Origin of the sequence: Rahnella sp. R3(2024), from assembly GCF_042920125.1 — a bacterium.
GTDB lineage: Bacteria > Pseudomonadota > Gammaproteobacteria > Enterobacterales > Enterobacteriaceae > Rahnella > Rahnella rivi.
This window is the reverse complement of the sequence record NZ_JBHGBU010000001.1, coordinates 768,533-794,610: the sequence shown is the minus strand read 5'-3', so window position 1 is coordinate 794,610 and position 26,078 is coordinate 768,533. Positions and strand designations below refer to the sequence as shown.

Here is a 26,078-nt window from a genome sequence, read left to right as displayed (position 1 = left end):
AGCCAACTATCGACACCATTGCGGGAAACGTTATGTCAGAAAACAAATTAGCCGTTCTCGATCTCCACAAACGCTACGGCGACCATGAGGTGCTCAAAGGCGTGTCGCTCTCCGCCAATGCGGGAGATGTGATCAGTATTATTGGTTCATCAGGTTCAGGGAAAAGTACATTTTTGCGCTGCATTAACTTCCTGGAAAAGCCGAGCGAAGGGTCAATCAGCGTCAGCAATCAGGATATCCGCATGGTGCGCGACACCGACGGGCAACTGAAAGTGTTCGACAAAAAACAGCTGCAACTGCTGCGTACCAAACTGACGATGGTGTTTCAGCATTTCAATCTGTGGAGCCACATGACGGTGCTTGAAAACGTCATGGAGGCGCCGGTACAGGTGCTGGGGCTGAGCAAAGCCGAAGCGCGCGAGCGTGCGGTGAAATACCTCGATAAAGTCGGCATCGATGCGCGTGCGCAGGGTAAATACCCGGTGAACTTGTCCGGTGGTCAGCAACAGCGTGTCTCTATCGCCCGTGCACTGGCAATGGAACCCGAAGTGCTGTTGTTTGATGAGCCCACTTCCGCGCTCGACCCTGAGCTGGTCGGTGAAGTGCTGCGCATCATGCAGAAACTGGCGGAAGAGGGGAAAACCATGGTGGTCGTCACGCATGAAATGGAGTTTGCCCGCCACGTGTCCAGCCATGTGATTTTTCTGCATCAGGGCGTGATTGAAGAACAGGGCAACCCTGCCGACGTCTTCGGCAGCCCGAAAAGTGCCCGTCTGCAACAGTTTCTGTCAGGTGCGCTGAAGTAATATCGTTACGCAGCGTTCCCCTCTCATGAGGGGAACGCTGGATGACAGGATTAACCTTTCGCTGCCAGCAGGCACAGCTGTACAGTCAGTTCGTAGGATTTCACAAACGAATTCACCGGCAGGAACTCAAACTTCGAATGGAAATTATGTGCGCCGGTGAAGTAGTTCGGTGTCAGCAAACCTTTGGCTGACAGCGCTGCGCCGTCGGTGCCGCCGCGCATCGGGATCACTTTCGGCTCGACGCCGATCTCTTTCAGCCCGGCAAAAATCAGATCGATCGCCCGGCGGTCTTCGCCGATCGCGCTGCTGATATTGCTGTAGGTATCGCTGATATCCACCGAGACTTTTGCCGTCGGATACTGAGCTGCGATCTGTTTCGCGACATCCTGAATTTTCTGCTTACGGGCCGCAAAACTGGCGCTGTCGAAATCACGGATGGAAGCATGGAGCCGCGCACCCTGCTGGGAAGCGCTCATGCCGTTGAACCAGACGTAGCCTTCGCGGCCTTCGGTATTTTCCGGCGTTTCTGCACGGTCAAAGTGACTGATGAAATCCTGCGCCATCAGTAACGGATTTACCAGCACACCCTTGGCTGACATCGGATGCGCCGTCACACCGGTAAAGTCGATTTCCACGGCTGCCGCGTTGAAGTTTTCATACACCACTTCACCCAGTTCACAGCAGTCAATGGTGTACGCAAAATCCACGTCAAAGCGGGCAAGATCCAGCGCTTTCGCACCGCGCAGCCCGATTTCTTCATCCGGCACAAACGCCACCACGATATCGCCATACTCCTGCGACGCGTTCAGATTCTCCAGCATGGTCATGACCACCGTCACGGCGGCTTTATTATCTGCGCCCAGCACGCTGGTACCGTCGCTGAAGATGATTTCTTCACCCTGATACGCCAGGATTTCCGGGCGCTCAGCAGGGCGCAGCCAGATATCTTTTTCTTTGTTCAGGCACAGGTCATCGCCGGTGAAGCGCAGCGTTTGCGGATGAATATCCGCGCTCAGGCCCACATCGACGGTATCAATGTGGGTGATAAAACCTATGCGCGGCCCGCCGGTTTTAGTGCCGGGTTTGACCGCGGTGACGGTCGCACATTCATCAATCTGAATGTTTTCTAAACCGAGCTGATGCAGCTCCTCAGCCAGTAACCGCGCCATGTCATGCTGGCCCGGCGTGCTCGGTAAGGTGTTCACGCTGGCGTCACTTTGTGACGTCACGGAGAGATAGCGGTAGAAACGTTCGGTAAGCTGTTTTGCGATTGTTGTCGACATCTTGACCTCTGAATGATCGCCAATGGGTTTACTTGTTATAAGATTTTCATATATAACAAAGTATTACTAGTTGTTATTCAGATGTTAATCTGTTTTTGCTTTGGGTTCCATGATGAAGAAGTTTTAAACACTCTCCGGACAGGGAAAAAAGGGAAAAAATGAAACACAACATTTTAAAAATAAGCACAGGGTTACTGGCGTTAGCGATCACGGGCGGCGTTTCGGCAAAAACGCTGGTGTATTGTTCAGAAGGTTCGCCGGAACAATTTAACCCGCAGCTTTACACATCGGGCACTTCCGTCGATGCCAGCGCTGTGCCGATTTATAACCGTCTGGTTGATTTCAAAACCGGCACCACTGAACTGGTGCCGAGCCTGGCAGAAAGCTGGGACGTCAGCCCGGACGGTAAAACCTACACTTTCCACCTGCGTAAAGGCGTGAAATTCCAGAGCAGCAAACTGTTTAAACCCAGCCGTGATTTCAACGCGGATGACGTCATCTTCTCGTTCATGCGGCAGAAAGATGAAAACAACCCGTATCACAAGGTGTCCGGCGGCACTTATCTGAACTTCGACAGCCTGAAGCTGGGCGATCTGATCGGCAGCATTGATAAAGTGGATGATTACACCGTTCGCTTCAACCTGACCCGCCCCGAAGCGCCATTTGTTGCCGATCTGGCCTGGTATTTCGCGTCTATCCTCTCGGCAGAATATGCCGATCAGATGCTCAAAGCCGGTACTCCGGAGAAACTCGATCTGAATCCGGTCGGTACGGGGCCGTTCGAGCTGGTTCAGTATCAGAAAGACACGCGTTTGCTGTACAAAGCCTTCCCGGAATACTGGCAGGGTAAATCTAAAATTGACCGTCTGGTGTATACCATCACCCCGGATGCCTCGATGCGTCTCGCAAAACTGGAAAAAAATGAGTGTCAGGTGATGCCGTTCCCGAACCCGGCAGATCTCGACCGGATGCGCGCCAACAAAGACATCAATCTGATGAGTAAATCGGGTCTGAATACCGGGTTCCTGTCTTTTAATACGCAGAAGCCACCGCTGGACAATGTGAAGGTGCGTCAGGCGCTGAGCATGGCGATCAACAAGCCACAAATCATTGAAGCGGTATTCCGTGGCACCGGCACCGCAGCGAAAACGCTGCTGCCAACCGGTGTCTGGGGATATAACGACAAGGTAGTGGATTACGATTATTCGCCGGAGAAAGCCAAAGCATTACTGGCCGAAGCAGGTATGCCAAACGGTTTTGATATCGATCTGTGGGCGATGCCGGTACAACGCCCGTATAACCCGAATGCCCGTCGTATGGCAGAAATGATTCAGGCGGACTGGGCAAAAATTGGCGTGAAAGCACACATCGTCAGTTTTGAGTGGGGTGAATACCAGACCCGTATCCGTAACGGTGAACACATGGCCGCGCTGATGGGCTGGACGACAGCCAATGGCGATCCGGATAACTTCTTTGGCCCGTTATTTACCTGTAACGCAGCGAAGGGCGGTTCTAACTCTGCGAAATGGTGTTATGCACCTTTCGACCAGTTGATCACCGAAGCCAAAGAAACCACAGATCATGCCAAACGTGTCGCACTTTACGAGCAGGCGCAGCAAATGATGCACGACCAGGCGCCAGCAGTGATGATTGCACACTCGACCATCTTCGAGCCCGTTCGCAAAGAAGTGAGTGGCTATGAGATTGATCCCTTTGGCAAACATGTGTTTTATCAGGTGGATGTGAAGGAATAAGGCAATACCGGGCCTTGGTGCCCTTTAAAGGGCACCAATGAACACTGCCTAAAGAGAAAACCACTCTGCTTTTGAATTTAAGATTGGGCGGGCGATTCAGACATCTTGCTGAACGGAGCGACCTGGAGACCAAAGGCTCCAGGACCGAGAGAAGGCACCGCGAAGCGGCAAGATGTCCAGCCTGTCGCGGTGATACCTGAAACAAAGCCCGCAAGCGAAGCGCTTGTTGAAAAAGCGAGGAGGAATCCAAAGGAGGAAAAGCACTTTCCTCCTTTGGGCGGTTTCGGCACTGAAAGAGAAGTGATCGCAGTCGTTGAGAAACCGAAACATTCTCGATCTGTTTTTAAAAAGCGTCAGTACAACGCAATTGTCCCGCTGCTCAACCGAAACATTCTCGCTCCGGCTGAGCAGGGGCCTGCAAGCCCCTTCACTTAAGCAAATCCTCCAGCGCTTCCTTCAATTCCTGATGTGTAAACTCAAAGCCGGCCGCTTCCAGCCTGCGGGGCACGGCACGCTGGCCGCCCAGTACCAGTATGGCTGACTCGCCCATCAGCAAACGTATGACGGGGGCAGGTGCCCGCATAAACGCCGGGCGATGCAGAACCTCACCGAGTAGAGCGCTGAACTGTTCGTTGCGTGCGGGATAAGGCGCCACCATATTGAACGGTCCGCTGAGGGTTTCGTGCATCATCAGGAAAATGATGCCATCGACCATATCGTCGATATGGATCCACGGCATGTATTGCTGGCCGTCACCCAAAGGGCCGCCGAGTCCGGCGCGGAAAGGCAATACGATTTTTGCCAGCGCGCCGCCTTTTTCTGCCAGCACAATGCCGGTGCGCAACAGGCACACGCGGGTGCGCGGGCTTTCAGCCGTCATCGCCAGTGCTTCCCAGCGTGCGCATAGCTGCCAGGTAAATTGCTTGTTTGGCGGCTCGTCTTCCGGCACCAGGGCCTGCCCCTGATCGCCGTAATAACCCACTGCTGAACCTGAAATAAAGACCTGGGGCGGCGTCTGGCTGGCGTTAATCAGCTGCGCCAGTTTCTCAGTTAACTGCCAGCGGCTTTCACACAGCAACGCTTTGTGATCTTTCGTCCAGCGTTTGTCCGCAATCGGCTCTCCCGCAAGATTGATCACCGCATCAAATCCATCCAGTGACGTTTTGCCGTCAAGCGTTTCCCACAGCTGAACCTGTGAGCCCAGCACTTTCGCTGCGCGTTCAGGCGCACGGGTAAGTACGGTAATCTGATGAGATTGCTCAACAAGTCGCCCGGTAAGCCTTCGGCCAATGAGCCCGGTAGCGCCGGTGATCAGGATTTTCATATCAGGTTCCTTAACTGTCTGAATATGCGAATGAACTGTCATTAATCATAGTTGAGTCGCCGCCTTTAGCGCGCGATATGGAGCACAGTTAATGGAAATTATTTACAGCGGAATGTGTTCAGCAGAACCCCCGGCAGACACCGGGGACAGCGCTGTCAGTGGTGGTTGATGTGCAGGGGATCGGCGAGGGCGTAGGCTTTTTGCGTGGAAGGACGGGCTTTAACGCGTTCAAACCAGTTTCGCACCGCCGGATACTCCGCCAAATCAATGCGCTGGCGCTCATGCGCTACCACCCACGGATAAGCGGCGATATCAGCAATGCTGTAGGTATCCCCGGCGATATAGGCATTTTTAGTCAGCTGGGTATTCAGCACGCCGTAAAGACGTTTGGTTTCCTGCTGATAGCGTTCGATGGCGTAAGGTACAGGCTGCGGGGCGTAGTGCGTGAAGTGATGATTTTGCCCGAGCATCGGGCCCATTCCGGCCACCTGCCAGGTCAGCCACTCCAGCGTCGTAGTGCGTTCGCGCAATTCCTTACTGAGTAATTTTCCCGTTTTCTCAGCCAGATACTGCAAAATGGCCCCGGACTCGAACACACCGATGGGCGCGCCGCTGTCTACCGGCTGACTGTCGACAATCGCCGGGATCTTATTGTTGGGGGAAATGGCGAGAAACTCGGGTTTGAACTGATCGCCTGCGCTGATATCAATGCGATGAAGACGGTAGGCCAGACCGGCTTCCTCCAGAAAAAGAGAAATCTTATGACCGTTGGGTGTGGGCGCGTAATAAAGATCAATCATATTGCCTCCTGCGTTATGTTAATCACTTAATGAAATCCGCCAGTGCGCGGTTGATAATCACAGTTTTTAAAATGATTGGGTAGGGTATCATAATGGTTGTGAATACTTGCCTGCGCCGGACCTTTGTCAGAGTTGTCTTATGGCGAAGTTTGTGGGGTAACATAACTTTTACCTGTCACCAACGCATCCATTGCTATTGAAGCCATGTGGCAGACCCAGATAGAATCTCCGGACATTATCGACGTGTTGCACCCATTACTGCGCACAGACCCATTGCGCACAGACCAGCGCTTAAAACAGAAGGTTTCAGCGGATGTCAGAACAAGAGCAAAACATCAGTACGGAAGAATGGGTTGATATCGTCAACGAAGATAACGAGGTCATTGCCCAGGCCAGCCGACAACAAATGCGTGCTCAGGTCCTGCGCCACCGTGCCAGCTATATCGTGGTGCATGACGGAATGGGCAATATTTTGGTTCAGCGTCGTACCGAAACCAAAGACTTTTATCCCGGGTGGCTGGATGCAACGGCAGGTGGCGTGGTGCAGAGTGGCGAAAATATTCTTGATTCAGCCCGCCGTGAAGCGGAAGAAGAGTTAGGGATCGCCGGTGTACCCTTTGCCGAACATGGTCAGTTCTACTTCGAAGAAGAGAACAAATGCCGCGTGTGGGGCGCGTTGTTTAGTTGCGTATCCCACGGCCCGTTCGCCTTGCAGGAAGAAGAAATTGATTCTGTACGCTGGATGACGCCGGAAGAGATCACCGCACGATGCGACGAATTTACGCCGGACTCGCTTAAAGCGCTGTCACTTTGGATGACGCGTAATAACGAGAAAGAGCATGGTAAGCCGTTAACCCGTGACTTGCTGAGTGATGAATCTGCCAAAGCGGATGATGAGCCGGATAACGAAAGCACCCCGATCTAAGCCTCAGCCTCTTAAACATTGAGCCTGGAAAACCCGCCGCACGCGTACTGATGTCGCCTGCGGCTTTTTGTTGTCGTGAATTTAGCAGCTCTCCCGCTTACACAATGACGAGGCGATCGTCACCTCTTCCCACTCTTCATCATGGATCCTCGCCAGCAAGGCCTGGGCCGCACGCGTACCAATTTCCCTATGCGGAATGGCGATAGTGGTCAGCGGCGGCTGGCAGACTTTACTGACGTCCGAGTTGCCAAATCCCACGACCGCCAGATCGTCCGGCACTTTGATACGCCGGCGCTGGCATTCGTACAGCGCTCCGCAGGCCAGATCGTCTGAGACGCACACCAGCGCGTCGATTTCCGGCCAGGCCAGCAGAAACTCAGGCAACTGCTGAGCGCCGGTGGAAAAGCTGGCGGGCTCGGCCGCGTTGATCACCCGATGCGGCGACATATGCGCTTTCAGCATGGCCTTTCGCCAGCCTTGCAAATGTTGCTGGAAAATCCACTGTTCCTGATTGGCGCACAGCATACCGATGTTTTGATATCCCTTCGCCACCACGGTCTGAGTGAGCTGAAACATCGCCTCGACGTAATCAATCCCGATATTCATATCAATGGGAGAGTCCGTCAGCGCACCGATTTCCAGCACCGGGATGGTCAGATTATCCAGCCACTGGCGAACGTTGGCCGAATGCTCGACAGAGAGCAATATGGCCGCCGCCAGATTGTAAGAGAGCAGTGTTTCCAGCAATTTTTCTTCCCGCTCAATGCGGTGCTGGGATTCGGCCAGCATGATCTGGTAACCGGCAGGTTGCAGCACTTTCTGAAGCCCGGCAAACATCTCAGCGCAGCCCGGTTCCGACAGACTTGGCACAATCATGGCGACAGTATTTGATGACGCAGAAGCCAGTGAACTGGCCGCCTGATTGGGTAAATAACCCAGCTGGCTGACGGCCTCTTCGATCTTTTCACGCAGCTTATCGGAGACTTGTTCCGGGGTACGCAGTGCGCGGGAAACGGTCATGCTGCCCACGCCTGCAAGCTGCGCCACATCAGCCAGCGTCACTCTCCCTGTACTGCGCCTTTTCTTGTTAATGGACATGCACAATCCTGACTCCTGCACCCGAAGATATAGCGAAAAAAGCAAGCCGCAGCAGGGCGATACCCGAAGGATCCACGGCGGAATTGGGTAAATTATCGGTCATTTCCGGACAAAGTATACCGTTATTTGTGTGAACTGCGGCGCAGTGGTACCGGCAGGGGACTATTTTTGATAGCGCTATCACAGAACGTAATGATAGACGCTTGGTAGCGCTATCTTTGTGAGATGTATCACAGATGTTAACGCTACCGGTGCGTAGAGTCAGGGCGTTGGTGTGGTTTGGGGGAAAGAGGCACACCAGCCATTAACACATCAAAACCGGAGCCACACCTATGCTGAATGATTGGCTGACCTCTGACAGGATTCAGATCAGAACGGATATCACGGACTGGCGGCAGGCGGTGCAAGTCAGCGCTGAGCCTTTGTTGAAAGACGGCACGATTACCCCGGAATATCTGACGGCGATTTTTGCCCAGCGGGAAAAGTTAGGGCCGTATTTTGTTCTGGCACCGGGTATTGCGATGCCGCATGCCAGACCGGAAGAGGGCGCGAAGGGGTTAGGATTGTCGCTGCTCACGCTGCCTCAGGGAGTGACATTTAATTCTGAGGACAATGACCCTGTTTATACCGTCGTCATGTTATCGGCACCCGATAAGCACAGTCATATTGAATTAATCTCCGAACTGGCTGAATTATTTTCCAGCGACGAAGATATGCAGAAAATACATCAGGCAAAAGATATAAAAACAATTCAGGATGTCATTGCGAAATTCTGACCGTTTTACGATTAAATAACGGAATAATCTTAACGCACAACGGATGCATTAATGTGTACTGACATCAGAAATCATTCTGATGCGTAACCCTACAAACTTTTAAAACACAGGTAAATAACATGAAGATTATGGCGATTTGCGGTTCCGGTTTAGGCAGCAGCTTTATGGTCGAAATGAACATTAAAAAAGTGCTGAAAAAATTAAATATTCAGGCGGATGTTGAACACTCTGATTTATCTTCAGCCATTCCCGGCGAGGCAGACCTGTTCGTGATGGCGAAAGACATCGCCGCCAGCGCCAATATCCCGGACAATCAGCTGGTTGTCATCACGAATATTGTGGATATCAACGAGCTGGAAACCAAGCTGGTCGCACATTTTGAAAAGCATCCGGTGTCCTGAGCCAGACCGACACGGACTGACCCTACAATAAAAAACAATATACATCCGAGGTGGATATGTTTATCCAGGAAACGCTCAAGTTTGTGGTTGATATATTAAAAGTACCATCTGTTCTGGTGGGGCTCATCGCCTTAATCGGTTTGGTGGCGCAAAAGAAAAACTTTTCTGATGTGGTAAAAGGTACAGTCAAAACAATACTGGGCTTTTTAGTTTTAGGCGGTGGTGCAACAGTATTAGTCGGCTCATTAAATCCTTTAGGCGGTATGTTCGAACACGCCTTTAATATCCAGGGTATTATTCCTAATAACGAAGCGATTGTTTCCATCGCGCTGGAGAAATTCGGTGCGCCGACCGCCTTAATTATGGCGTTCGGTATGGTGGCAAACCTGATCGTGGCGCGCTTTACCCGTCTGAAATACGTGTTCCTGACCGGACATCACACGTTCTATATGGCCTGTATGATCAGCGTCATCCTGACCGTTGCCGGTTTTGAAGGCGTTTCACTGGTGTTCACCGGCTCCCTGACGCTCGGCCTGATCATGGCGTTTTTCCCGGCGCTGGCACAACGTTATATGCGTAAGATCACCGGCAGCGACGATGTGGCCTTCGGCCATTTCGGCACCATCGGTTACGTGCTGTCTGGCTGGATCGGCAGCAAAGTCGGTAAAGGGTCACGCTCTACCGAAGAAATGAATCTGCCGAAAAACCTCAGCTTCCTGCGCGACAGCTCCATTTCTATTTCACTCACCATGATCATTATTTACCTGATTATGGCGGTGTTCGCCGGGCAGGTGTTTGTCGAAGCCACCTATAGCGCAGGCCAAAACTATCTGGTGTACGCCATCATCATGGCGATCACTTTCGCGGCGGGCGTGTTCATCATCCTGCAAGGTGTGCGTCTTATTCTGGCGGAAATCGTACCGGCATTCGTTGGCTTCTCCGAGAAACTGGTGCCCAACGCACGTCCCGCGCTGGACTGCCCGGTGGTCTACCCGTACGCACCGAATGCCGTGCTGATTGGCTTCCTGTTCAGCTTCCTCGGCGGTCTGGTCGGTTTGTTCCTGTTAGGCCAGATGCATCTGGTGCTGATCCTGCCGGGCGTGGTGCCGCACTTCTTCACCGGTGCGACGGCGGGTGTCTTCGGCAACGCGACCGGCGGTCGGCGCGGTGCGATGGTCGGCGCGTTTGCTAACGGCGTGCTGATCACCTTCCTGCCGGTTCTGCTGCTGCCGGTGCTCGGCGCGCTGGGCTTCGCAAACGCCACCTTCTCAGATGCCGACTTTGGCGTCATCGGTATCCTGCTGGGCAATCTGGCTCGCTTCATGTCTAAAGAAGGCATCATGGCGCTGATTGTCGGCATCTTCGCGGTTCTGGTTGCTTACAACTATCTCGGCAAAAAACCTGCGGCTGAGAAAGCGGTCAGCGAAGAGTAATTCAGCCACACACTCAGTCTCTTATCACCCACCGGGGATCACGGTTCAGGCCTGTTAGAAATAACAGGTCTGGATAAGTGCTCACTAAAATAAGGACCCTGCAAGATGAAAGATATCCATGAGGTTCATGATCTGGCGCGCCAAATCCGCATCGAGACGCTGAAAATGCTGACCGGTCTGGGCTTCGGACACTATGGCGGCAGCATGTCAGTGGTGGAAACGCTGGCAGTATTGTACGGCGATGTGATGCGCATCGACCCGAAAAAACCGGACTGGCAGGATCGCGATTATTTCGTGCTCTCCAAGGGGCATGCAGGCCCGGCGTTGTATGCCACGCTGGCGCTGAAAGGCTATTTCCCGGTCAGCCAGCTGAAAACCTTGAATGAGAACGGTACGCGCCTGCCGAGCCACCCCGACCGTCTGCGCACTACCGGCGTGGATGCCACGACCGGTTCCCTCGGGCAGGGCGTGTCCATCGCCGCAGGTATGGCGCTCTCGCACAGGCTGGCGGGGCGGGCTAACCGTGTCTTCTGCATTCTGGGCGACGGTGAGCTGAATGAAGGTCAGTGCTGGGAAGCCTTCCAGTTTATTGCTCACCACAATCTGCATAACCTCACGTTGTTCATCGATTACAACAAACAGCAGCTCGACGGCACGCTGGACGAAGTCATTAAACCTTTCGATCTGGCCGGGAAATTCAGTGCTTTTGGTTTTGATATGCAGACAATTAAAGGCGATGACGTTGTGGCAATCCGCGATGCGGTGACGCCGGTGCGTGAGGGCGGGCAGCGTCCGCTGGTGGTGATCCTCGACAGCATTAAAGGGCAGGGCGTGAAGTATCTCGAGCAACTGGCGAACTCGCATCATCTGCGTTTAACGCCGGAGGTGAAACTGGAAATTGAACACGCAATCGCTGAGCTGGAGGCCGCCCATGTTTGAAGTCTCTCTGGAATTACAAAAAGACGCCGTGGAAATGCGTAAAGTTTACGCCAATACCGTGCGCGAAAAGATTGTTGAAAATACGCCGATCATTGCGCTGGAAGCGGATCTGATGAGTTCTATGGCGATGGATGGCGTGCACAAAGATCACCCGTCACACGTGATTAACTGCGGCATCATGGAAGCCAACGTTATCGGCGTGGCGGCGGGTTTATCGCTGACGGGGCGCGTCCCCTTTGTGCATACTTTTACCGCGTTCGCCAGCCGCCGCTGTTTTGATCAGTTGTTTATGTCACTGGATTATCAGAAGAATAACGTCAAAATCATTGCGTCCGATGCCGGTGTCAGCGCCTGTCACAACGGCGGCACGCACATGTCCTTCGAAGACATGGGCATTGTGCGCGGGCTGGCAAATTCCGTGGTGATGGAGGTCACCGACGCCGTGATGTTCCGCAATATTTTGCTGCAACTGATGGATCTTAAGGGATTTTACTGGGTGCGCACCATCCGTAAACAGGCGACTCAGATTTATCAGGAAGGCTCAACGTTCACCATCGGCAAAGCAAACGTGCTGCGGGACGGAAGCGACATCACGCTTATCGCCAACGGAATTATGGTCGCCGAAGCGCTGAAAGCGGCGCAGATGCTGGAACGTGAAGGTGTCAGTGCGGCGGTGATCGACATGTTTACCCTCAAGCCGATTGATAAAGACGTCATCATAAAATATGCCGCGAAAACCGGTAAAATCATCACCTGTGAAAATCACAGTATTCATAACGGGCTGGGATCGGCGGTGGCGGAAGTGCTGGTAGAAAATCAGCCGGTACCTATGCGGCGTGTGGGCGTGAAAGAACGTTACGGGCAGGTGGGGACGCAGGAGTTTTTACAGCAGGAATATGGCCTGACCGCTGAGCATATACTTGAAGCGGCTAAAACATTGCTCTGAGCGGCTGGCGACCCGCAAAAATGAGCCAAAAAAAACGCCGGACATAAAGCCCGGCGTTTTGCCTTCAGAGGGGTTGGCTTATTTAGCCGGAACCGCAGTTTCTGCCTGAGCAGACTGAATCGCTGTCAGAGCAACGGTGTAGACGATATCGTCTACCAGAGCGCCACGGGACAGATCGTTGACCGGTTTACGCATGCCCTGCAACATCGGCCCGATAGAAACCAGATCCGCAGAACGTTGTACCGCTTTGTACGTGGTGTTACCGGTATTCAGGTCAGGGAAGATGAACACGGTCGCCTTACCCGCTACTGGCGAGTTTGGTGCTTTAGACAGCGCAACGTCAGCCATGATGGCAGCATCGTACTGCAGCGGGCCATCGATGATCAGGTCAGGGCGTTTTTCCTGCGCCAGACGGGTCGCTTCACGCACTTTCTCAACATCGCTACCCGCACCGGAGTTACCGGTGGAGTAAGAGATCATCGCAACGCGTGGTTCGATACCGAACGCCGCAGCGGAATCCGCAGACTGGATCGCGATTTCAGACAGCTGTTCAGCCGTTGGGTCCGGGTTGATCGCACAGTCGCCGTAAACCAGAACCTGGTCAGGCAGCAGCATGAAGAACACAGAAGAAACCAGTGAGCTACCCGGTGCAGTTTTGATCAACTGTAACGGTGGGCGGATAGTGTTTGCGGTGGTGTGGACAGCACCGGAAACCAGACCGTCAACGTTACCTTGTTCCAGCATCAGGGTGCCCAGAACCACGTTGTCTTCCAGTTGTTCACGCGCAACCACTTCTGTCATGCCTTTGCTTTTACGCAGCTCAACCAGACGTGCGACGTATTCTTCACGCACAACGACCGGATCCACAATCTCGATGCCTTTACCCAGCACCACGCCCTGCGCCGCAGCAACGCGCTTAATCTCTTCCGGGTTACCCAGCAGCACACATTCCGCGATACCGCGTTCAGCACACAGTGCCGCCGCTTTAACGGTGCGTGGCTCGTCGCCTTCCGGCAGAACGATACGTTTACCGGCTTTACGGGCCAGTTCGGTCAGCTGGTAGCGGAACGCTGGCGGAGACAGACGACGTGAACGCTCAGAATGCGCGCTCAGTGATTCAATCCAGTCAGCGTTGATGTGAGAAGCGACATACTGTTGCAGTTTCTCAACGCGCTGATGGTCGTCCGCAGGGACTTCCAGATTGAAGCTTTGCAGGCTGAGGGAGGTCTGCCAGGTGTTGGTGTCTACCATGAAGACAGGCAGGCCAGTCTGGAAAGCACGCGCGCACAGGCTGTTGATGCGCTCGTCGATTTCGTAACCGCCGGTCAGCAGGATTGCGCCGATTTCAACGCCATTCATCGCCGCCAGACAGGCTGAAACCAGAACGTCCGGACGGTCTGCGGAGGTAACCAGCAGGGAACCAGGGCGGAAGTGCTCGAGCATGTGAGGAATGCTGCGTGCGCAGAAGGTCACGGATTTCACGCGGCGGGTTTGCACGTCGCCTTCGTTGATGATGCGGGCGTTCAGGTGCTTAGCCATGTCGATTGCGCGGGTGGCAATCAGCTCGAAGCTCCATGGAATGCAGCCCAGCACCGGCAGCGGGCTGTTCGCGAACAGCTGAGTCGGATCGATATTAGCGACGCTGGCTTTATTGGAGTCATCGAAGATTTCAGACAGGTCAGGACGTGTGCGTCCCTGATCGTCAACCGGCGCATTCAGTTTGTTGATGATGACGCCGGTGATGTTTTTGTTTTTGCTGCCGCCGAAGCTGGAGCGGGCCAGTTCGATACGTTCTTTTAACTGCGCCGGAGAATCGTTACCCAGTGCCAGAACGAAGACGATTTCTGCGTTCAGGGTTTTGGCGATTTCATAGTTCAGCGCATTCGCAAACTGGTGTTTACGGGTAGGGACTAAACCTTCAACCAGCACCACTTCCGCATCTTTGGTATTTTCGTGATAACGGGCGATGATTTCTTCCATCAGCACGTCCTGCTGGTTTGAACTCAGCAGCGCTTCAACGTGGCTCATCTTCAGCGGTTCCGCTGCAGTCACGGAGGAGTTGGCACGAATGATGGTGGTGGTTTGATCGGGTGCATCACCGCCGGCACGTGGTTGCGCGATGGGTTTGAAGATGCTCAGGCTGACGCCTTTTTGTTCCATGGCACGGATCACACCGAGGCTGACGCTGGTCAGACCAACGCTGGTACCTGTGGGGATCAACATAATTGTACGGGACACGGCTAAACCTCTTTAACGGTTGCCAGGCAGAGACGGTCGCAGGTTTGTGCAGAGGGGATAATGATCAGCATGAGCGCGATGATTATCCTGCGCGGTGCGTCCAAACGGGCGGCGTTTGCCTTTGAGTGAAAAATCACTGCCAGCGAAAGCTGGCAGTGTTGAATCGAATTATGCGGTCAGACGCGCAGCGTCTTGTGCAATAACCAGCTCTTCATTGGTTGGGATAACCAGGGCGGTACGGGTGCCTTCTTTGTTGATGGCACCGGATTTACCGAAACGAGCCGCGAGGTTGCGTTCGTGGTCAACTTCAAAGCCCAGCAGGCCCAGTTTAGCCAGAGACAATTCACGCACCATTGCTGCGTTTTCGCCGATACCGCCGGTGAAGACGACAGCGTCCAGACGGCCTTCCATCAGTGAGGCGTAGCTACCGATGTATTTCGCCAGACGGTGGCAGAATACGTCCATCGCACGTTTAGCATCCGCTTTAGTGGTGTAGTTATCTTCAACATAACGGCAGTCGCTGGTGACTTCAGTCAGACCCAGCAGGCCAGATTCTTTGGTCAGCATTTTGTTGATTTGATCAACGCTCATGCCCAGAGAATCGTGCAGGTGGAAGATGATTGCCGGGTCGATGTCACCGCTGCGGGTGCCCATTACCAGACCTTCCAGCGGGGTCAGACCCATGGAAGTATCAACGCATTTACCGTTACGGATTGCGCTGACGGAACCGCCGTTACCCAGGTGGCAAGTGATCAGATTCACTTCTTCCACCGGTTTGTTCAGCATTTTCGCGGCTTCCTGAGTCACATAGAAGTGGCTGGTGCCGTGTGCGCCGTAACGACGTACGTGATGATCGCGGTACAGGCTGTACGGCAGTGCGTAAAGGTAAGATTCTTCTGGCATGGTCTGATGGAAGGCGGTGTCGAAAACAGCCACGTTCTTGTCAGCCAGTTTAGGGAAGGATTTCAGCGCTTCGTCGATACCGATCAGGTGAGCCGGGTTATGCAGCGGTGCAAACGGGATAGATTCTTTGATACCTTCGATAACAGCATCGTTGATCAGCATGGACTTGGTCAGCTTTTCGCCGCCATGAACGATGCGGTGGCCGATTGCAACCAGCTCTGCAGACAGTTCAGGTTTTTGGCTCAGGATGTTGTTCACGATGAATTTCAGCGCTTCGCTGTGTGCGGCACCCGCACCCAACGCGGCTTCTTCTTTGCCACCGTCCATTTTCCACTTAATGCGCGCTTCCGGCAGGTGGAAACATTCGGCTAAACCTGAAATGTGCTCTTCGCCGTTCACAGCATCAATGATTGCGAACTTAAGGGAAGAACTACCACAGTTAAGAACCAGTACAAGCTTACTCGACATGGAAGTACCTATTTATTGTTGGTGCTGTTTAAGGAAAAAAACAATACACGTGGTTAATAAATCGTCAGTCTGACATCAAGCGTAGCGCATAATGGCGGTGACAATTATGATTAACATCATGCCAGAGAGCCAAAACAGGCATGATAATGAAAAAGCTAAAGAATCGCAGGACGCTGGTTTTTTCTGTGCCCGCGAATAGCAAAAAAATGGGGGCGCAGTACACAAAATGTCTCTGTTATGCGTCTTTAGAATGTTATCTATTAGTGAAAACACTAACAAAAAATGCAATTACTAATTACAAAACACCTCGGCCCGAGGCACTATGCTTAGTGATATGGCTTTAAATGCTGCGACAGGATACCGGCACGTTTCAGCAAAAACAAAATATATTTTATCGTGGTAAACTCCAGTTTATGTTTCACAACTATTTTTTAATTATTACACGTGAAGTTGAGGTGCAATTATGACGAGTAAGCCAACAGGCTCTGTAAGCTGGTTCCAGGTTTTCCAGCGTGGGCAGCATTATATGAAAACATGGCCGTCTGATAAGCGCCTGGCTCCTGTGTTCCCCGAGAACCGGATTTCAACCGCCACCCGTTTTGCTGTCCGCTTCATGCCGCCGGTGGCGATCTTCACGCTGACCTGGCAAATCGCGCTGGGCGGACAACTCGGGCCGGCCGTTGCGACGGCGATATTTGCCTGCAGCTTGCCTATGCAAGGGTTGTGGTGGCTTGGCCGCCGTTCACTGACGCCGTTGCCGCCGACGCTGCTGAGCTGGTTCCACGATGTGCGTAATAAACTCGCTGAATCGGGACAGGCGCTTGCGCCGGTCGAAGGGACGCCGACCTATCAGGCGCTGGCCGATGTCCTCAAGCGTGCGTTCAAACAACTCGACAAAACCTTCCTCGACGATTTGTAAGCCTTTTTCCAGCGCTTTTCGCATCATCTTCATTATTGCTAAGCTTCACTGCACCGCATTTTGACCGGAGGAACTTCTCCTCCGGTGATTATTTCACATGAGATCCGGATTCAAATCAAAGAATGGTGTGCTTGCGATTTCGCAGAAGTTTGCGCTATGCCATGCTTTGCTCATTATGCAGACATGAGGATTTTCACGATGGAAATGACTAACGCGCAACGCCTGATCTTGTCGAATCAATACAAAATGATGACCATGCTTGATCCCGATAACGCGGAACGCTACCGCCGTTTGCAAACGGTGATCGAACGCGGTTTCGGTTTGCAAATGCGTGAGCTGGACAGAGATTTCGGTGAGTTACCGGAAGAAACCTGTCGCACAGTGATTAACATTATGGAAATGCATCATGCGATGCAGGTGTCATGGACCAATCTGAAAGACACTCAGGGGCTGGATCGCCGTCGTATAGATTTCCTCGGCTTCGATGCGGCCACCGAATCCCGCTATTTAAGCTATGTGCGCTTTATGGTGAACACCGAAGGGCGGTACACTGACTTCGACGCCGGGACTCACGGGTTTAACTCGCAGACCAAAATGTGGGATAAATACCAGCGTATGCTGGCGGTCTGGCAATCATGCCCGCGTCAGTATCATCTGAGCGCTGTAGAGATAGCGCAAATTATTAATGCCTGACTGGAATTAACTAAAGAGGAATTGCCTGTGGAGTGTAAAGGTTTCTTGTTCGACCTTGATGGAACGTTAGTGGATTCATTACCGGCAGTTGAGCGTGCATGGGTTAACTGGGCGCTCAGTTGGGGAGTCAGCCCGCAGGATGTTCTGGCCTTTATTCATGGCAAACAGGCGATCACCTCTTTACGTCATTTTATGCAAGGTGAAACAGAAGAGACGATTCAGCAAGAGTTTCTGAAGCTGGAAAAAATCGAAGCCACTGACACCGAAGGCGTCTCGGCGTTGCCGGGCGCACATTTACTGCTGAGCGAACTCAACCGTCAAAATATTCCGTGGGCCATTGTGACCTCCGGTTCTATGCCTGTCGCCAGTGCGCGCCATGCAGCAGCACACTTGCCTGCGCCGGAAGTGTTCATCACTGCGGAACAGGTTAAGCATGGCAAACCGCAGCCGGATGCCTATTTGCTGGGTGCAGAACGTTTAGGTCTGGCGCCGGAAGAGTGTGTTGTGGTGGAAGATGCCGCTGCAGGCGTAATGGCAGGGCTTGCCGCCGGATGTAAAGTGATCGCTGTGAATGCACCGGACGATACGCCGGGGATCGAAAATGTAGATTTTGAGCTGACGACGCTGGAAGTTCTGCTGGTGGAAAGCAACGAGCAGGGCGTGACGGTAAGTTTGCGCTAAGCCTGAAAAAGCACAGTTTCGACATTTTACTTGATATAGACCTCGCTCCGGCGGGGTTTTTTTATGCCATTCTTACCACGTTCCTGCCTCTCAATCTTAACGCAAAGGGAGTGTGTTTTGACCGGTGAATTAATCTGGGTTGTGGTACTGCTGCTGGCCGCGATGGTGTTGTTTGCGCGCAATACGCTGCGCATGGACATTGTCGCTTTGCTGGTCATCATTGCTTTTGTGATGAGCGGTACGCTCACCCTCAATGAAGCTCTGGCCGGATTTAGCGATCCGAACGTGATTTTGATCGCTGCCTTGTTTGTGGTGGGCCACGGTCTGGTGAGGACCGGCGTGGCGTATCAGGTCGGTGACTGGCTGATGAAAGTGGCCGGTCAGAGTGAAACCCGGATGCTGATTTTACTGATGCTGACGGTCGCTGGTCTTGGTGCTTTTATGAGTTCGACCGGCGTGGTGGCGATTTTCATTCCGGTTGTGATCAGTGTTTCCGCGCGCATGAAAACCTCACCGGCACGGCTGATGATGCCCCTCAGTTTTGCCGGTCTTATCAGCGGCATGATGACGCTGGTTGCCACGCCGCCGAACATGGTGGTGAACAGCGAGTTGCTGCGTGAAGGATTCGACGGTTTTGGCTTCTTCGGCGTCACGCCGGTGGGGCTGGTGGTGCTGATCATGGGGGTCGGGTACATGCTGATTGCCCGCCGCTGGTTGTCAGCGCAGGACACCTCGCAGGATAAACAACACTGGAAGCGCCGGACTTTCCGGGACTTGATCCGCGATTATCAGTTAAACGGTCGTGCGCGCAGGATGACGATCCGCCCCGGCTCACCGCTGGTTGGCCGGACACTGGACGATCTCCACCTGCGCTCCCGCTACGGTGCGAATGTGGTGGGTATTGAGCGCTGGCGTAAGTTCCGCCGGGTGATGGTCAGCGCCACGGGGAGCACCGGGCTGTGCGCGCGAGACGTACTGCTGCTGGACATGACAGATCCTGACATCTCAGTCAGACAAATGTGTGCCGATGAAATGCTTGAACCGATGGTGCTGCGCGGTGAATATTTTTCTGAACAGTCCCGCGACGTCGGAATGGCAGAAGTCTCTTTAATTCCTGATTCCGAATTATTGGGTAAAACCCTGCGCGAAGTCGCTTTCCGTTCTGCTTACGGGCTGAACGTGGTGGGGATCCGCCGTCATGGGGAAGCGCTGCCGGGTAAACTGGTGGATGAGGAACTCCAGCTGGGCGACATGTTACTGGTGATAGGGGACTGGAAGCTGATCCGACAGCTTCAGCAGCAGATGCACGATTTTATTGTCCTCAGTCTGCCCGCCGAGGTGGATGAAGTCGCCCCCGCGCTCAGTCAGGCACCGCACGCGCTGTTTTGCCTGGCGCTCATGGTCGCACTGATGCTGACCGACGATGTGCCGAACGCCATTGCGGCGATTATTGCCTGTCTGCTGATGGGTAAATTCCGTTGCATCACCATGGACGGTGCGTACAAAGCGATTCACTGGCCGAGCTTGCTGCTGATTATCGGGATGATGCCGTTTGCGCTGGCGCTGCAAAAAACAGGCGGCGTGGCGTTGATCGTCGAAGGCCTGATGAAAGTCAGCGGGGGATATGGGCCGTACATGATGCTGCTGAGTTTATTTGTTCTCTGCGCGAGTATCGGGCTGTTTATTTCCAATACCGCCACAGCGGTGTTAATGGCACCGATTGCCATCGCGGCGGCCCATCAGATGGGCGTGTCGCCGTACCCTTTCACAATGATTATCGCGATAGCCGCCTCGGCAGCGTTTATGACGCCAGTATCATCCCCGGTGAATACGCTGGTGATGGTGCCGGGGAATTACCGCTTCGGCGACTTTCTGCGTATCGGCGTGCCGTTCACCTTGCTGGTGATGGTCGTCAGCGTGTTCCTGGTGCCGGTTCTCTTTCCGTTCTGACCCTGGCCGCGCTGTATTTGGTTGCGGTCAGAGCGGCGAATCGAGGCTGATTTCATCCAGTGACAGGCTGAAGCTCGGCACAAAGATTTCCATAAAGTAGTCCATCTCCGGGCTTTTCCGATTCGCCAGCGTTTTTTCCAGACGCGCTTTAGCCAGGGTGAATTCGTTATTGCCCGCCGAGAGCTCCTCGAGACATTTCAGATAGGCGCATAACGCATCTGCCTGTTTGACCGTCAGTTTTTCGTCTTCGCTGTAATAATGTTCATCGATCAGCGGACGAAAATCTTCCTGCAAATCTTCCGGCAGCATCTCAATCAGTTTTTGCTGGGCGATTTTCTCGATTTTTTTGTACTCGTGGGCGATTTGCGGATTGTAATACTTGATGGGCGTAGGCATGTCGCCGGTCAGCACTTCGCTGGCATCGTGATACATGGCGAGCAGGGCAACGCGTTCCACATTCAGGTTGCCATCAAATTTGCGGTTTTTAATCACGGCCAACGCGTGAGCCACGAAGGCGACCTGCAAACTGTGTTCCGACACATTTTCGGTACGCACGTTGCGCATCAGCGGCCAGCGGCTAATCAGTTTCAGGCGGGAAAGGTGGGCGAAGAAATGGCTCTGATTCATGGCACTCTCATTAATAACGGCAAATGAGTATCCATTGTGCGGAGTGTGGCGGAAATCGGCAAGTGTGATCAGAAAGATAAAACAGGGCGCAGAAATCTGCGCCCGCACGAATTACTGGCGGTAAGTTTCGAGGAACCGGCCCAGTTTGCTGATCGCCATTTCCAGCTCATCAACGCGTGGCAGCGTCACGATACGGACGTGATCCGGGTACGGCCAGTTGAATGCTGACCCCTGAACCAGCAGGACTTTTTGCTGCAACAGCAAATCCAGTACCAGTTTCTGATCGTCATGAATGTTAAAACGCTTGGCATCAATACGCGGGAACATATACAGCGCACCTTTCGGTTTCACGCATGATACGCCGGGGATCTGATTAATCAGTTCCCACGCGCTGTCGCGCTGCTGCACCAGACGGCCGCCCGGTTGAATGAATTCATTAATGCTCTGGTAACCGCCGAGAGCCGTCTGAATAGCATGCTGCATCGGCACGTTGGCACAAAGACGCATCGAGGCCAGCATTTCCAGCCCTTCAATGTAGCCTTTGGCATGTTTCTTCGGTCCGTTGAGTACCATCCAACCCTGGCGGAAACCGGCCACACGGTAGGTTTTAGACAGCCCGTTGAACGTCACGGTCAGCAGATCTGGCGCCAGCGACGCAATAGAAATGTGCTGGGCTTCGTCATACAAAATCTTGTCGTAAATCTCATCAGCAAAGATGATCAGATTGTGTTCGCGGGCGATATCCACAATCTGCATCAGCAACTCTCTGCTGTAAACCGCGCCTGTCGGGTTGTTCGGGTTGATGATCACAATACCGCGGGTGCGCGGGGTGATTTTGTCGCGGATATCGGCGATATCCGGGAACCAGTCAGCGCCTTCATCACACATGTAATGCACCGCATTCCCGCCAGAAAGCGACACCGCCGCCGTCCATAACGGGTAATCCGGTGCAGGCACAAGCATTTCATCACCGGTATTCAGTAACGCCTGCATCGACTGAACAATCAGTTCCGACACGCCGTTACCGATATAAATGTCTTCCACTGTCATGTCACGCATGTCGCGCGCCTGATAGTGCTGCATGATGGCTTTACGTGCTGAGAACAGACCTTTGGAGTCACAGTACCCTTGCGCTGTAGGCAGGTTGCGAATGACGTCGAGCAGAATTTCATCAGGTGCATCAAAACCGAAAGGCGCGGGGTTGCCGATGTTCAGTTTGAGGACTTTGTTACCTTCTTCTTCCAGACGTTTTGCTTCTTTGAGCACCGGGCCGCGAATGTCGTAGCAGACGTTGTCCAGTTTGCGGGATTTTTCAATCGGGGACATGTAAATGTGAGCCTTTTGCAGTAAAGCCTGTTCTTCCCTGGCGTTAATCGCCGTAGAACAGTGCGAAGCGGACAATTTACTCCCCCAAAGAGTGCATGAGAAGGGCTGCGCGCCCTTTTGGTGTAAAACAGCAGGAAAATCGCAGGGGGTGGGGGTTTCTGGTCATGTTGTGGATTTTGGTTGGTTTAATAATTTGCATAAAGAGCAATGTGTAGTTTTATATTTTACCAATGCGGGTTTTTTAATCTAAAAATTCCCTGTTTTGACTGTCTGACAGTGTTAAAGCCATCCTTTTGTTTCCGCAGTTTTGCAGACAACATCATTAAAACTTACCTAACCTCGACAAAATCTGAAAAAAAATAGCAGGAATTCTCCGTGCGGCGGCACGGGGGCAAGGTGAATTAGTTTTATTTATCTAATGATTAATAATAACTGCTGGATGAATGATCATAAGAAAATTTTGGAGAGGTCACTATTTTCATGGGTTTTACAAGGGCACCCTTTACGTATATTTAATAAAATCAGCACAAATAATAACGGGCGATTATGAAAATATCTTAATGGCCGCTAAACTGATTTTTTAGTCATCAGTTTGATATCAGCGTGAGCTAATGAATTTGTTGAATTATATTGTCTTACAACTTATCTGAACGGTAAATTTAACTTATGTATCCGGCTTGCTGACAGGCTTCAACCTCAGGTGTGGGCAGGAAAAGCGCAAAGAAAATAGGTGAGTGGAGCAGGCGAAAATGGTTTATTCTTATTAATTAAGCCTGGCTAATCATTTAACTTTTGTGTGGAGATTTTTCACGGCATCTGAGGAGATGAAAACTGCTTCTATGAAATTTTTCAGGCACAAATATTTCTCAATTTTGCTTATCTAATGAGTGAGTACCTGACATATCTGGTATTCTGCGGATGCTGATACTTTGACGCAGCATCAGGGTAGCTTGTTATTAGATTCTATAAAGCGAAGAAAAACTATGACAAATGCAAATCGTCCAATCCTCAATCTCGATCTTGACCTGTTGAGGACATTTGTAGCTGTTGCGGATTTGAATACGTTCGCTGCAGCAGCTGCTGCTGTGTGTCGTACTCAGTCGGCAGTCAGTCAACAAATGCAACGTCTTGAACAACTCGTTGGAAAAGAACTGTTTGCCAGGCACGGACGCAATAAATTATTAACTGAACACGGCATTCAGTTATTGGGGTATGCACGCAAAATTCTTCGTTTTAACGATGAAGCCTGCACCTCTTTGATGTACAGCAATGTTCAGGGCGGAATTACCATCGGTGCATCCGATGATACCGCCGATACCATTTTGCCTTTTCTGCTCAGTCGCGTGACGTCTGTGTACCCGAAACTGTCAATCGATGTACGGGTAAAACGCAGTCCGTTTATGTTATCGATGCTGGAAAGTGAAGAGATCGATCTGGCCATCACTACGATGACGGGCACAGAACATCCTCATATCATTCTGCGGACGTCACCTACGCTCTGGTACTGCGCGGCAGATTTCGCGTATCCATCCGGTGACAGTGTGCCGCTCGTGGTACTTGATGAGCCAAGCCCGTACCGCCAGATGGCGACAGAATACCTGAATCAGGCCGGTATTCCGTGGCGTATCGCTTACGTGGCATCGACATTGTCGGCTATACGCGCCGCCGTTCGCGCCGGGTTGGGCGTGACCGCAAGACCTATTGAAATGATGAGCCCTGAACTGCGCGTTCTGGGTGAACAGGATGGTCTGCCGCGTCTGCCTGACACGCAATATGTACTGTATAAAAATGCCAACTGTAACAATGAACTGGCGATGGCCATTTTCAACGCGGTTGAACAGGGCAATGATCCTTATTCTCTCAGCGCTTACGGTCCCCGGCCTGTAGTGGATGACGATCATGAACTGCTGGCTGATTCAAAAAGTTAAGATTATCGCCTCTTTTTACCTCCCGCCCGGATACAGCAGGGCGGGGGTAAAGGCATCTACTCCTTTCGGGTAGTAAAACCTCTCTTTTTGGGTGTTTTATTTAAAATCTCACGCCAAACTTGTTTTTTCCTCTCTTAATGCTGCTTGTTCCCCGTCCTGACTGTTTCTGGTCTTCATTATCACCCTACTAAATCACGCAAAAATAGGCTTTTTTTTCGCGTGGGAAAATCAGTGATTTTTTCTCGCCATTGACTTGTTGTTTTCTGTTATTCAACAAAACTTGTTAAAAGTGCGGCTTTTTTTCTGTCGAAATTGACAGAACTCTGACCTGGATCAAAAAAATAACCCTAATAAGAGAGTGGAAGCGTTGTCTATTCCTGCGACAATAGCAAAGCAACAAAGATGTCATAACTCCCGTCACAGGCTCATGCTTTATCACCCTTTTTAACTGACACGATTTAGCTTAAGTGTTGTCGCATGTAATGTTAATTAAATGATAAGCATGTAAACTAATGTGGAGATACTTTTGTCAAAGTTGACAAAAGGTTATAGAAAAGGGTAAAAAGCCCACAACAAATCACTGGCTTAATCCTTTGTTGAGTCGTGAACTGTGTGGTTATTAATCCTTCCCTTGAATCGATGTGGTGCGCAAACTGCCGAACCCATAGAGCAGATGCCAAAGCGCCACTTTTGATGAGTAAGCAATGAGTATGTCAACAGCCACTGAAGTCATCGCTCAACACTGGGCGTTCGCCGTTTATCTTATCGTCGCAATGGGGCTTTGCTGCCTGATGTTACTGGGCGCCGCGTTCCTCGGCGGGAGAGCCAGAGCGCGTTACAAAAATACCCCTTATGAGTCTGGTATCGCATCCGTGGGCTCAGCCCGCCTGCGTCTCTCCGCCAAATTCTATCTGGTCGCGATGTTTTTCGTTATTTTCGACGTTGAAGCCTTGTATCTGTATGCATGGTCAACTTCTATCCGTGAAAGCGGTTGGACCGGTTTCGTCGAAGCCACCATTTTCATTTTGGTACTGCTGGCTGGTTTGTTTTATCTGGTGCGGATTGGCGCGCTGGACTGGACGCCAACACGTTCGAAAGGACCTGTTAAACCAAGCCCGGCGATTAATACCAACAGTCACCCTCAGTAGTAAGTCATAGCGAGGCAATAAGATGGACTATACGCTCACCCGCGTAGACCCGGACGGTGAGAACGACCGTTACCCCCTGCAGAATCAGGAGGTGGTCGGCGATCCACTCCAGGAGCAGGTTAAACGCAGCGTTTTCATGGGAAACCTTCAGGAATCAATGCACGGCATGGTGAACTGGGGACGCAAAAACTCCCTCTGGCCGTACAACTTCGGCCTTTCCTGCTGCTACGTCGAAATGGTGACGTCATTCACTGCGGTGCATGACGTCGCGCGTTTTGGTGCAGAAGTTCTGCGTGCATCGCCGCGTCAGGCCGACTTCATGGTCGTGGCAGGCACCTGCTTCACCAAAATGGCCCCGGTGATCCAACGTTTGTATGACCAGATGCTCGAGCCGAAATGGGTGATTTCGATGGGTGCCTGTGCGAACTCCGGCGGTATGTACGATATTTATTCCGTCGTGCAGGGTGTGGATAAATTCCTGCCTGTCGATGTGTATATCCCGGGGTGCCCGCCGCGTCCTGAGGCTTACATGCAGGCGCTGTTGCTGCTGCAGGAATCTATCGGTAAAGAACGCCGCCCATTGTCATGGGTCGTCGGCGATCAGGGTGTTTACCGCGCGAATATGCAGTCTGAAAAAGAGCGTAAACGTGCTGAACGCATAGCCGTGACAAATCTGCGTTCGCCGGACGAGATTTAACACTGCGATCTGAGA

General features: G+C 52.3%; 23 protein-coding genes. 15 read left to right on the top strand and 8 right to left on the bottom strand.

The genetic code is table 11. From position 1 onward, the window contains the following. The first annotated feature begins 32 nt into the window (after positions 1-32). Entirely contained in the window at positions 33-806 is a 774-nt protein-coding gene (gene hisP / locus ABSH60_RS03365; protein WP_056782185.1) for a histidine ABC transporter ATP-binding protein HisP, read from the top strand. Positions 807-856: 50 nt separating this feature from the next. On the opposite strand, the gene pepT is transcribed toward hisP, so the two are convergent. Next, a complete protein-coding gene (gene pepT / locus ABSH60_RS03360) occupies positions 857-2,089 on the bottom strand; it encodes a peptidase T (protein ID WP_390972689.1) in 1,233 nt (410 codons plus the stop codon). A gap of 158 nt (positions 2,090-2,247) precedes the next feature. Between pepT and ABSH60_RS03355 the strand changes: the two genes are divergently transcribed. Continuing rightward, positions 2,248-3,843 (top strand): ABC transporter substrate-binding protein, encoded by a 1,596-nt coding sequence (locus ABSH60_RS03355; protein ID WP_136376803.1) that lies wholly within the window; start codon positions 2,248-2,250, stop codon positions 3,841-3,843. A 427-nt stretch (positions 3,844-4,270) separates the two neighbouring features. Here ABSH60_RS03355 and ABSH60_RS03350 read toward each other — a convergent pair whose 3' ends face one another. Further along, positions 4,271-5,167, bottom strand: a complete 897-nt coding sequence (locus ABSH60_RS03350; RefSeq protein ID WP_390972687.1) for a TIGR01777 family oxidoreductase — start codon at positions 5,165-5,167, stop codon at positions 4,271-4,273. 155 nt (positions 5,168-5,322) lie between these two features. Next, a complete protein-coding gene (locus ABSH60_RS03345; RefSeq protein ID WP_122097537.1) occupies positions 5,323-5,967 on the bottom strand; it encodes a glutathione binding-like protein in 645 nt (214 codons plus the stop codon). 313 nt (positions 5,968-6,280) lie between these two features. On the opposite strand from ABSH60_RS03345, the gene yfcD reads away from it, so the two are divergent. Next, positions 6,281-6,892, top strand: coding sequence for an NUDIX hydrolase YfcD (yfcD, locus tag ABSH60_RS03340; RefSeq protein ID WP_056782198.1), 612 nt, complete (start codon positions 6,281-6,283; stop codon positions 6,890-6,892). Positions 6,893-6,973: 81 nt separating this feature from the next. On the opposite strand, the gene ABSH60_RS03335 is transcribed toward yfcD, so the two are convergent. After that, the gene (locus tag ABSH60_RS03335) at positions 6,974-7,990 is read right to left on the bottom strand and encodes a substrate-binding domain-containing protein (RefSeq protein WP_390972685.1); all 1,017 of its coding nucleotides are present in this window, start codon (positions 7,988-7,990) and stop codon (positions 6,974-6,976) included. Positions 7,991-8,322: 332 nt separating this feature from the next. Between ABSH60_RS03335 and ABSH60_RS03330 the strand changes: the two genes are divergently transcribed. The 5 genes from ABSH60_RS03330 (at position 8,323) to ABSH60_RS03310 (ending at position 12,485) form a co-directional block, all read left to right on the top strand. Then, a complete protein-coding gene (locus ABSH60_RS03330; protein ID WP_136376804.1) occupies positions 8,323-8,766 on the top strand; it encodes a PTS sugar transporter subunit IIA in 444 nt (147 codons plus the stop codon). Between the two features lie 119 nt (positions 8,767-8,885). Beyond that, a complete protein-coding gene (locus tag ABSH60_RS03325) occupies positions 8,886-9,167 on the top strand; it encodes a PTS sugar transporter subunit IIB (RefSeq protein WP_056782206.1) in 282 nt (93 codons plus the stop codon). Between the two features lie 56 nt (positions 9,168-9,223). Beyond that, complete coding sequence (locus tag ABSH60_RS03320) at positions 9,224-10,600, top strand: PTS ascorbate transporter subunit IIC (protein WP_056782209.1); 1,377 nt, start codon at positions 9,224-9,226, stop codon at positions 10,598-10,600. A 105-nt stretch (positions 10,601-10,705) separates the two neighbouring features. After that, a complete protein-coding gene (locus tag ABSH60_RS03315) occupies positions 10,706-11,539 on the top strand; it encodes a 1-deoxy-D-xylulose-5-phosphate synthase N-terminal domain-containing protein (RefSeq protein ID WP_390972683.1) in 834 nt (277 codons plus the stop codon). Continuing rightward, positions 11,532-12,485 carry a transketolase family protein gene (locus tag ABSH60_RS03310; protein ID WP_056782214.1) on the top strand — a complete coding sequence of 318 codons (954 nt, stop codon included), beginning with the start codon at positions 11,532-11,534 and terminating at the stop codon, positions 12,483-12,485. The genes ABSH60_RS03315 and ABSH60_RS03310 overlap by 8 nt, the downstream gene beginning before the upstream one ends. Before the next feature lie 78 nt (positions 12,486-12,563). On the opposite strand, the gene pta is transcribed toward ABSH60_RS03310, so the two are convergent. Then, complete coding sequence (gene pta / locus ABSH60_RS03305) at positions 12,564-14,708, bottom strand: phosphate acetyltransferase (RefSeq protein WP_056782218.1); 2,145 nt, start codon at positions 14,706-14,708, stop codon at positions 12,564-12,566. Between the two features lie 183 nt (positions 14,709-14,891). Then, positions 14,892-16,094 carry an acetate kinase gene (ackA, locus tag ABSH60_RS03300; RefSeq protein ID WP_217203174.1) on the bottom strand — a complete coding sequence of 401 codons (1,203 nt, stop codon included), beginning with the start codon at positions 16,092-16,094 and terminating at the stop codon, positions 14,892-14,894. A gap of 463 nt (positions 16,095-16,557) precedes the next feature. On the opposite strand from ackA, the gene yfbV reads away from it, so the two are divergent. The 4 genes from yfbV to ABSH60_RS03280 all read left to right on the top strand — a co-directional run bounded on the left by yfbV (position 16,558) and on the right by ABSH60_RS03280 (position 20,337). Further along, a complete protein-coding gene (yfbV, locus tag ABSH60_RS03295) occupies positions 16,558-17,013 on the top strand; it encodes a terminus macrodomain insulation protein YfbV (protein ID WP_056782222.1) in 456 nt (151 codons plus the stop codon). Between the two features lie 198 nt (positions 17,014-17,211). After that, the gene (locus ABSH60_RS03290) at positions 17,212-17,706 is read left to right on the top strand and encodes a YfbU family protein (protein WP_056782224.1); all 495 of its coding nucleotides are present in this window, start codon (positions 17,212-17,214) and stop codon (positions 17,704-17,706) included. Between the two features lie 27 nt (positions 17,707-17,733). Beyond that, the gene (locus tag ABSH60_RS03285) at positions 17,734-18,387 is read left to right on the top strand and encodes a sugar phosphatase (protein WP_122097544.1); all 654 of its coding nucleotides are present in this window, start codon (positions 17,734-17,736) and stop codon (positions 18,385-18,387) included. Between the two features lie 117 nt (positions 18,388-18,504). After that, positions 18,505-20,337, top strand: a complete 1,833-nt coding sequence (locus ABSH60_RS03280) for an SLC13 family permease (RefSeq protein ID WP_390972680.1) — start codon at positions 18,505-18,507, stop codon at positions 20,335-20,337. Between the two features lie 27 nt (positions 20,338-20,364). Here the strand turns inward: ABSH60_RS03280 and yfbR are convergent, their stop codons facing one another. Both yfbR and ABSH60_RS03270 read right to left on the bottom strand, forming a co-directional pair. Continuing rightward, positions 20,365-20,964 (bottom strand): 5'-deoxynucleotidase, encoded by a 600-nt coding sequence (gene yfbR, locus ABSH60_RS03275; protein ID WP_056782229.1) that lies wholly within the window; start codon positions 20,962-20,964, stop codon positions 20,365-20,367. 111 nt (positions 20,965-21,075) lie between these two features. Beyond that, entirely contained in the window at positions 21,076-22,290 is a 1,215-nt protein-coding gene (locus ABSH60_RS03270; protein ID WP_390972678.1) for an aminotransferase class I/II-fold pyridoxal phosphate-dependent enzyme, read from the bottom strand. Positions 22,291-23,273: 983 nt separating this feature from the next. Here ABSH60_RS03270 and lrhA point away from each other — a divergent pair. The 3 genes from lrhA to ABSH60_RS03255 all read left to right on the top strand — a co-directional run bounded on the left by lrhA (position 23,274) and on the right by ABSH60_RS03255 (position 26,063). Next, positions 23,274-24,218: a transcriptional regulator LrhA gene (gene lrhA, locus ABSH60_RS03265; protein ID WP_056782235.1), complete on the top strand. Its 945-nt coding sequence runs from the start codon at positions 23,274-23,276 to the stop codon at positions 24,216-24,218. Between the two features lie 704 nt (positions 24,219-24,922). After that, complete coding sequence (locus tag ABSH60_RS03260) at positions 24,923-25,366, top strand: NADH-quinone oxidoreductase subunit A (protein ID WP_072158212.1); 444 nt, start codon at positions 24,923-24,925, stop codon at positions 25,364-25,366. Positions 25,367-25,388: 22 nt separating this feature from the next. Continuing rightward, positions 25,389-26,063 carry an NADH-quinone oxidoreductase subunit NuoB gene (locus ABSH60_RS03255; RefSeq protein ID WP_390972676.1) on the top strand — a complete coding sequence of 225 codons (675 nt, stop codon included), beginning with the start codon at positions 25,389-25,391 and terminating at the stop codon, positions 26,061-26,063. Positions 26,064-26,078: the final 15 nt, after the last annotated feature.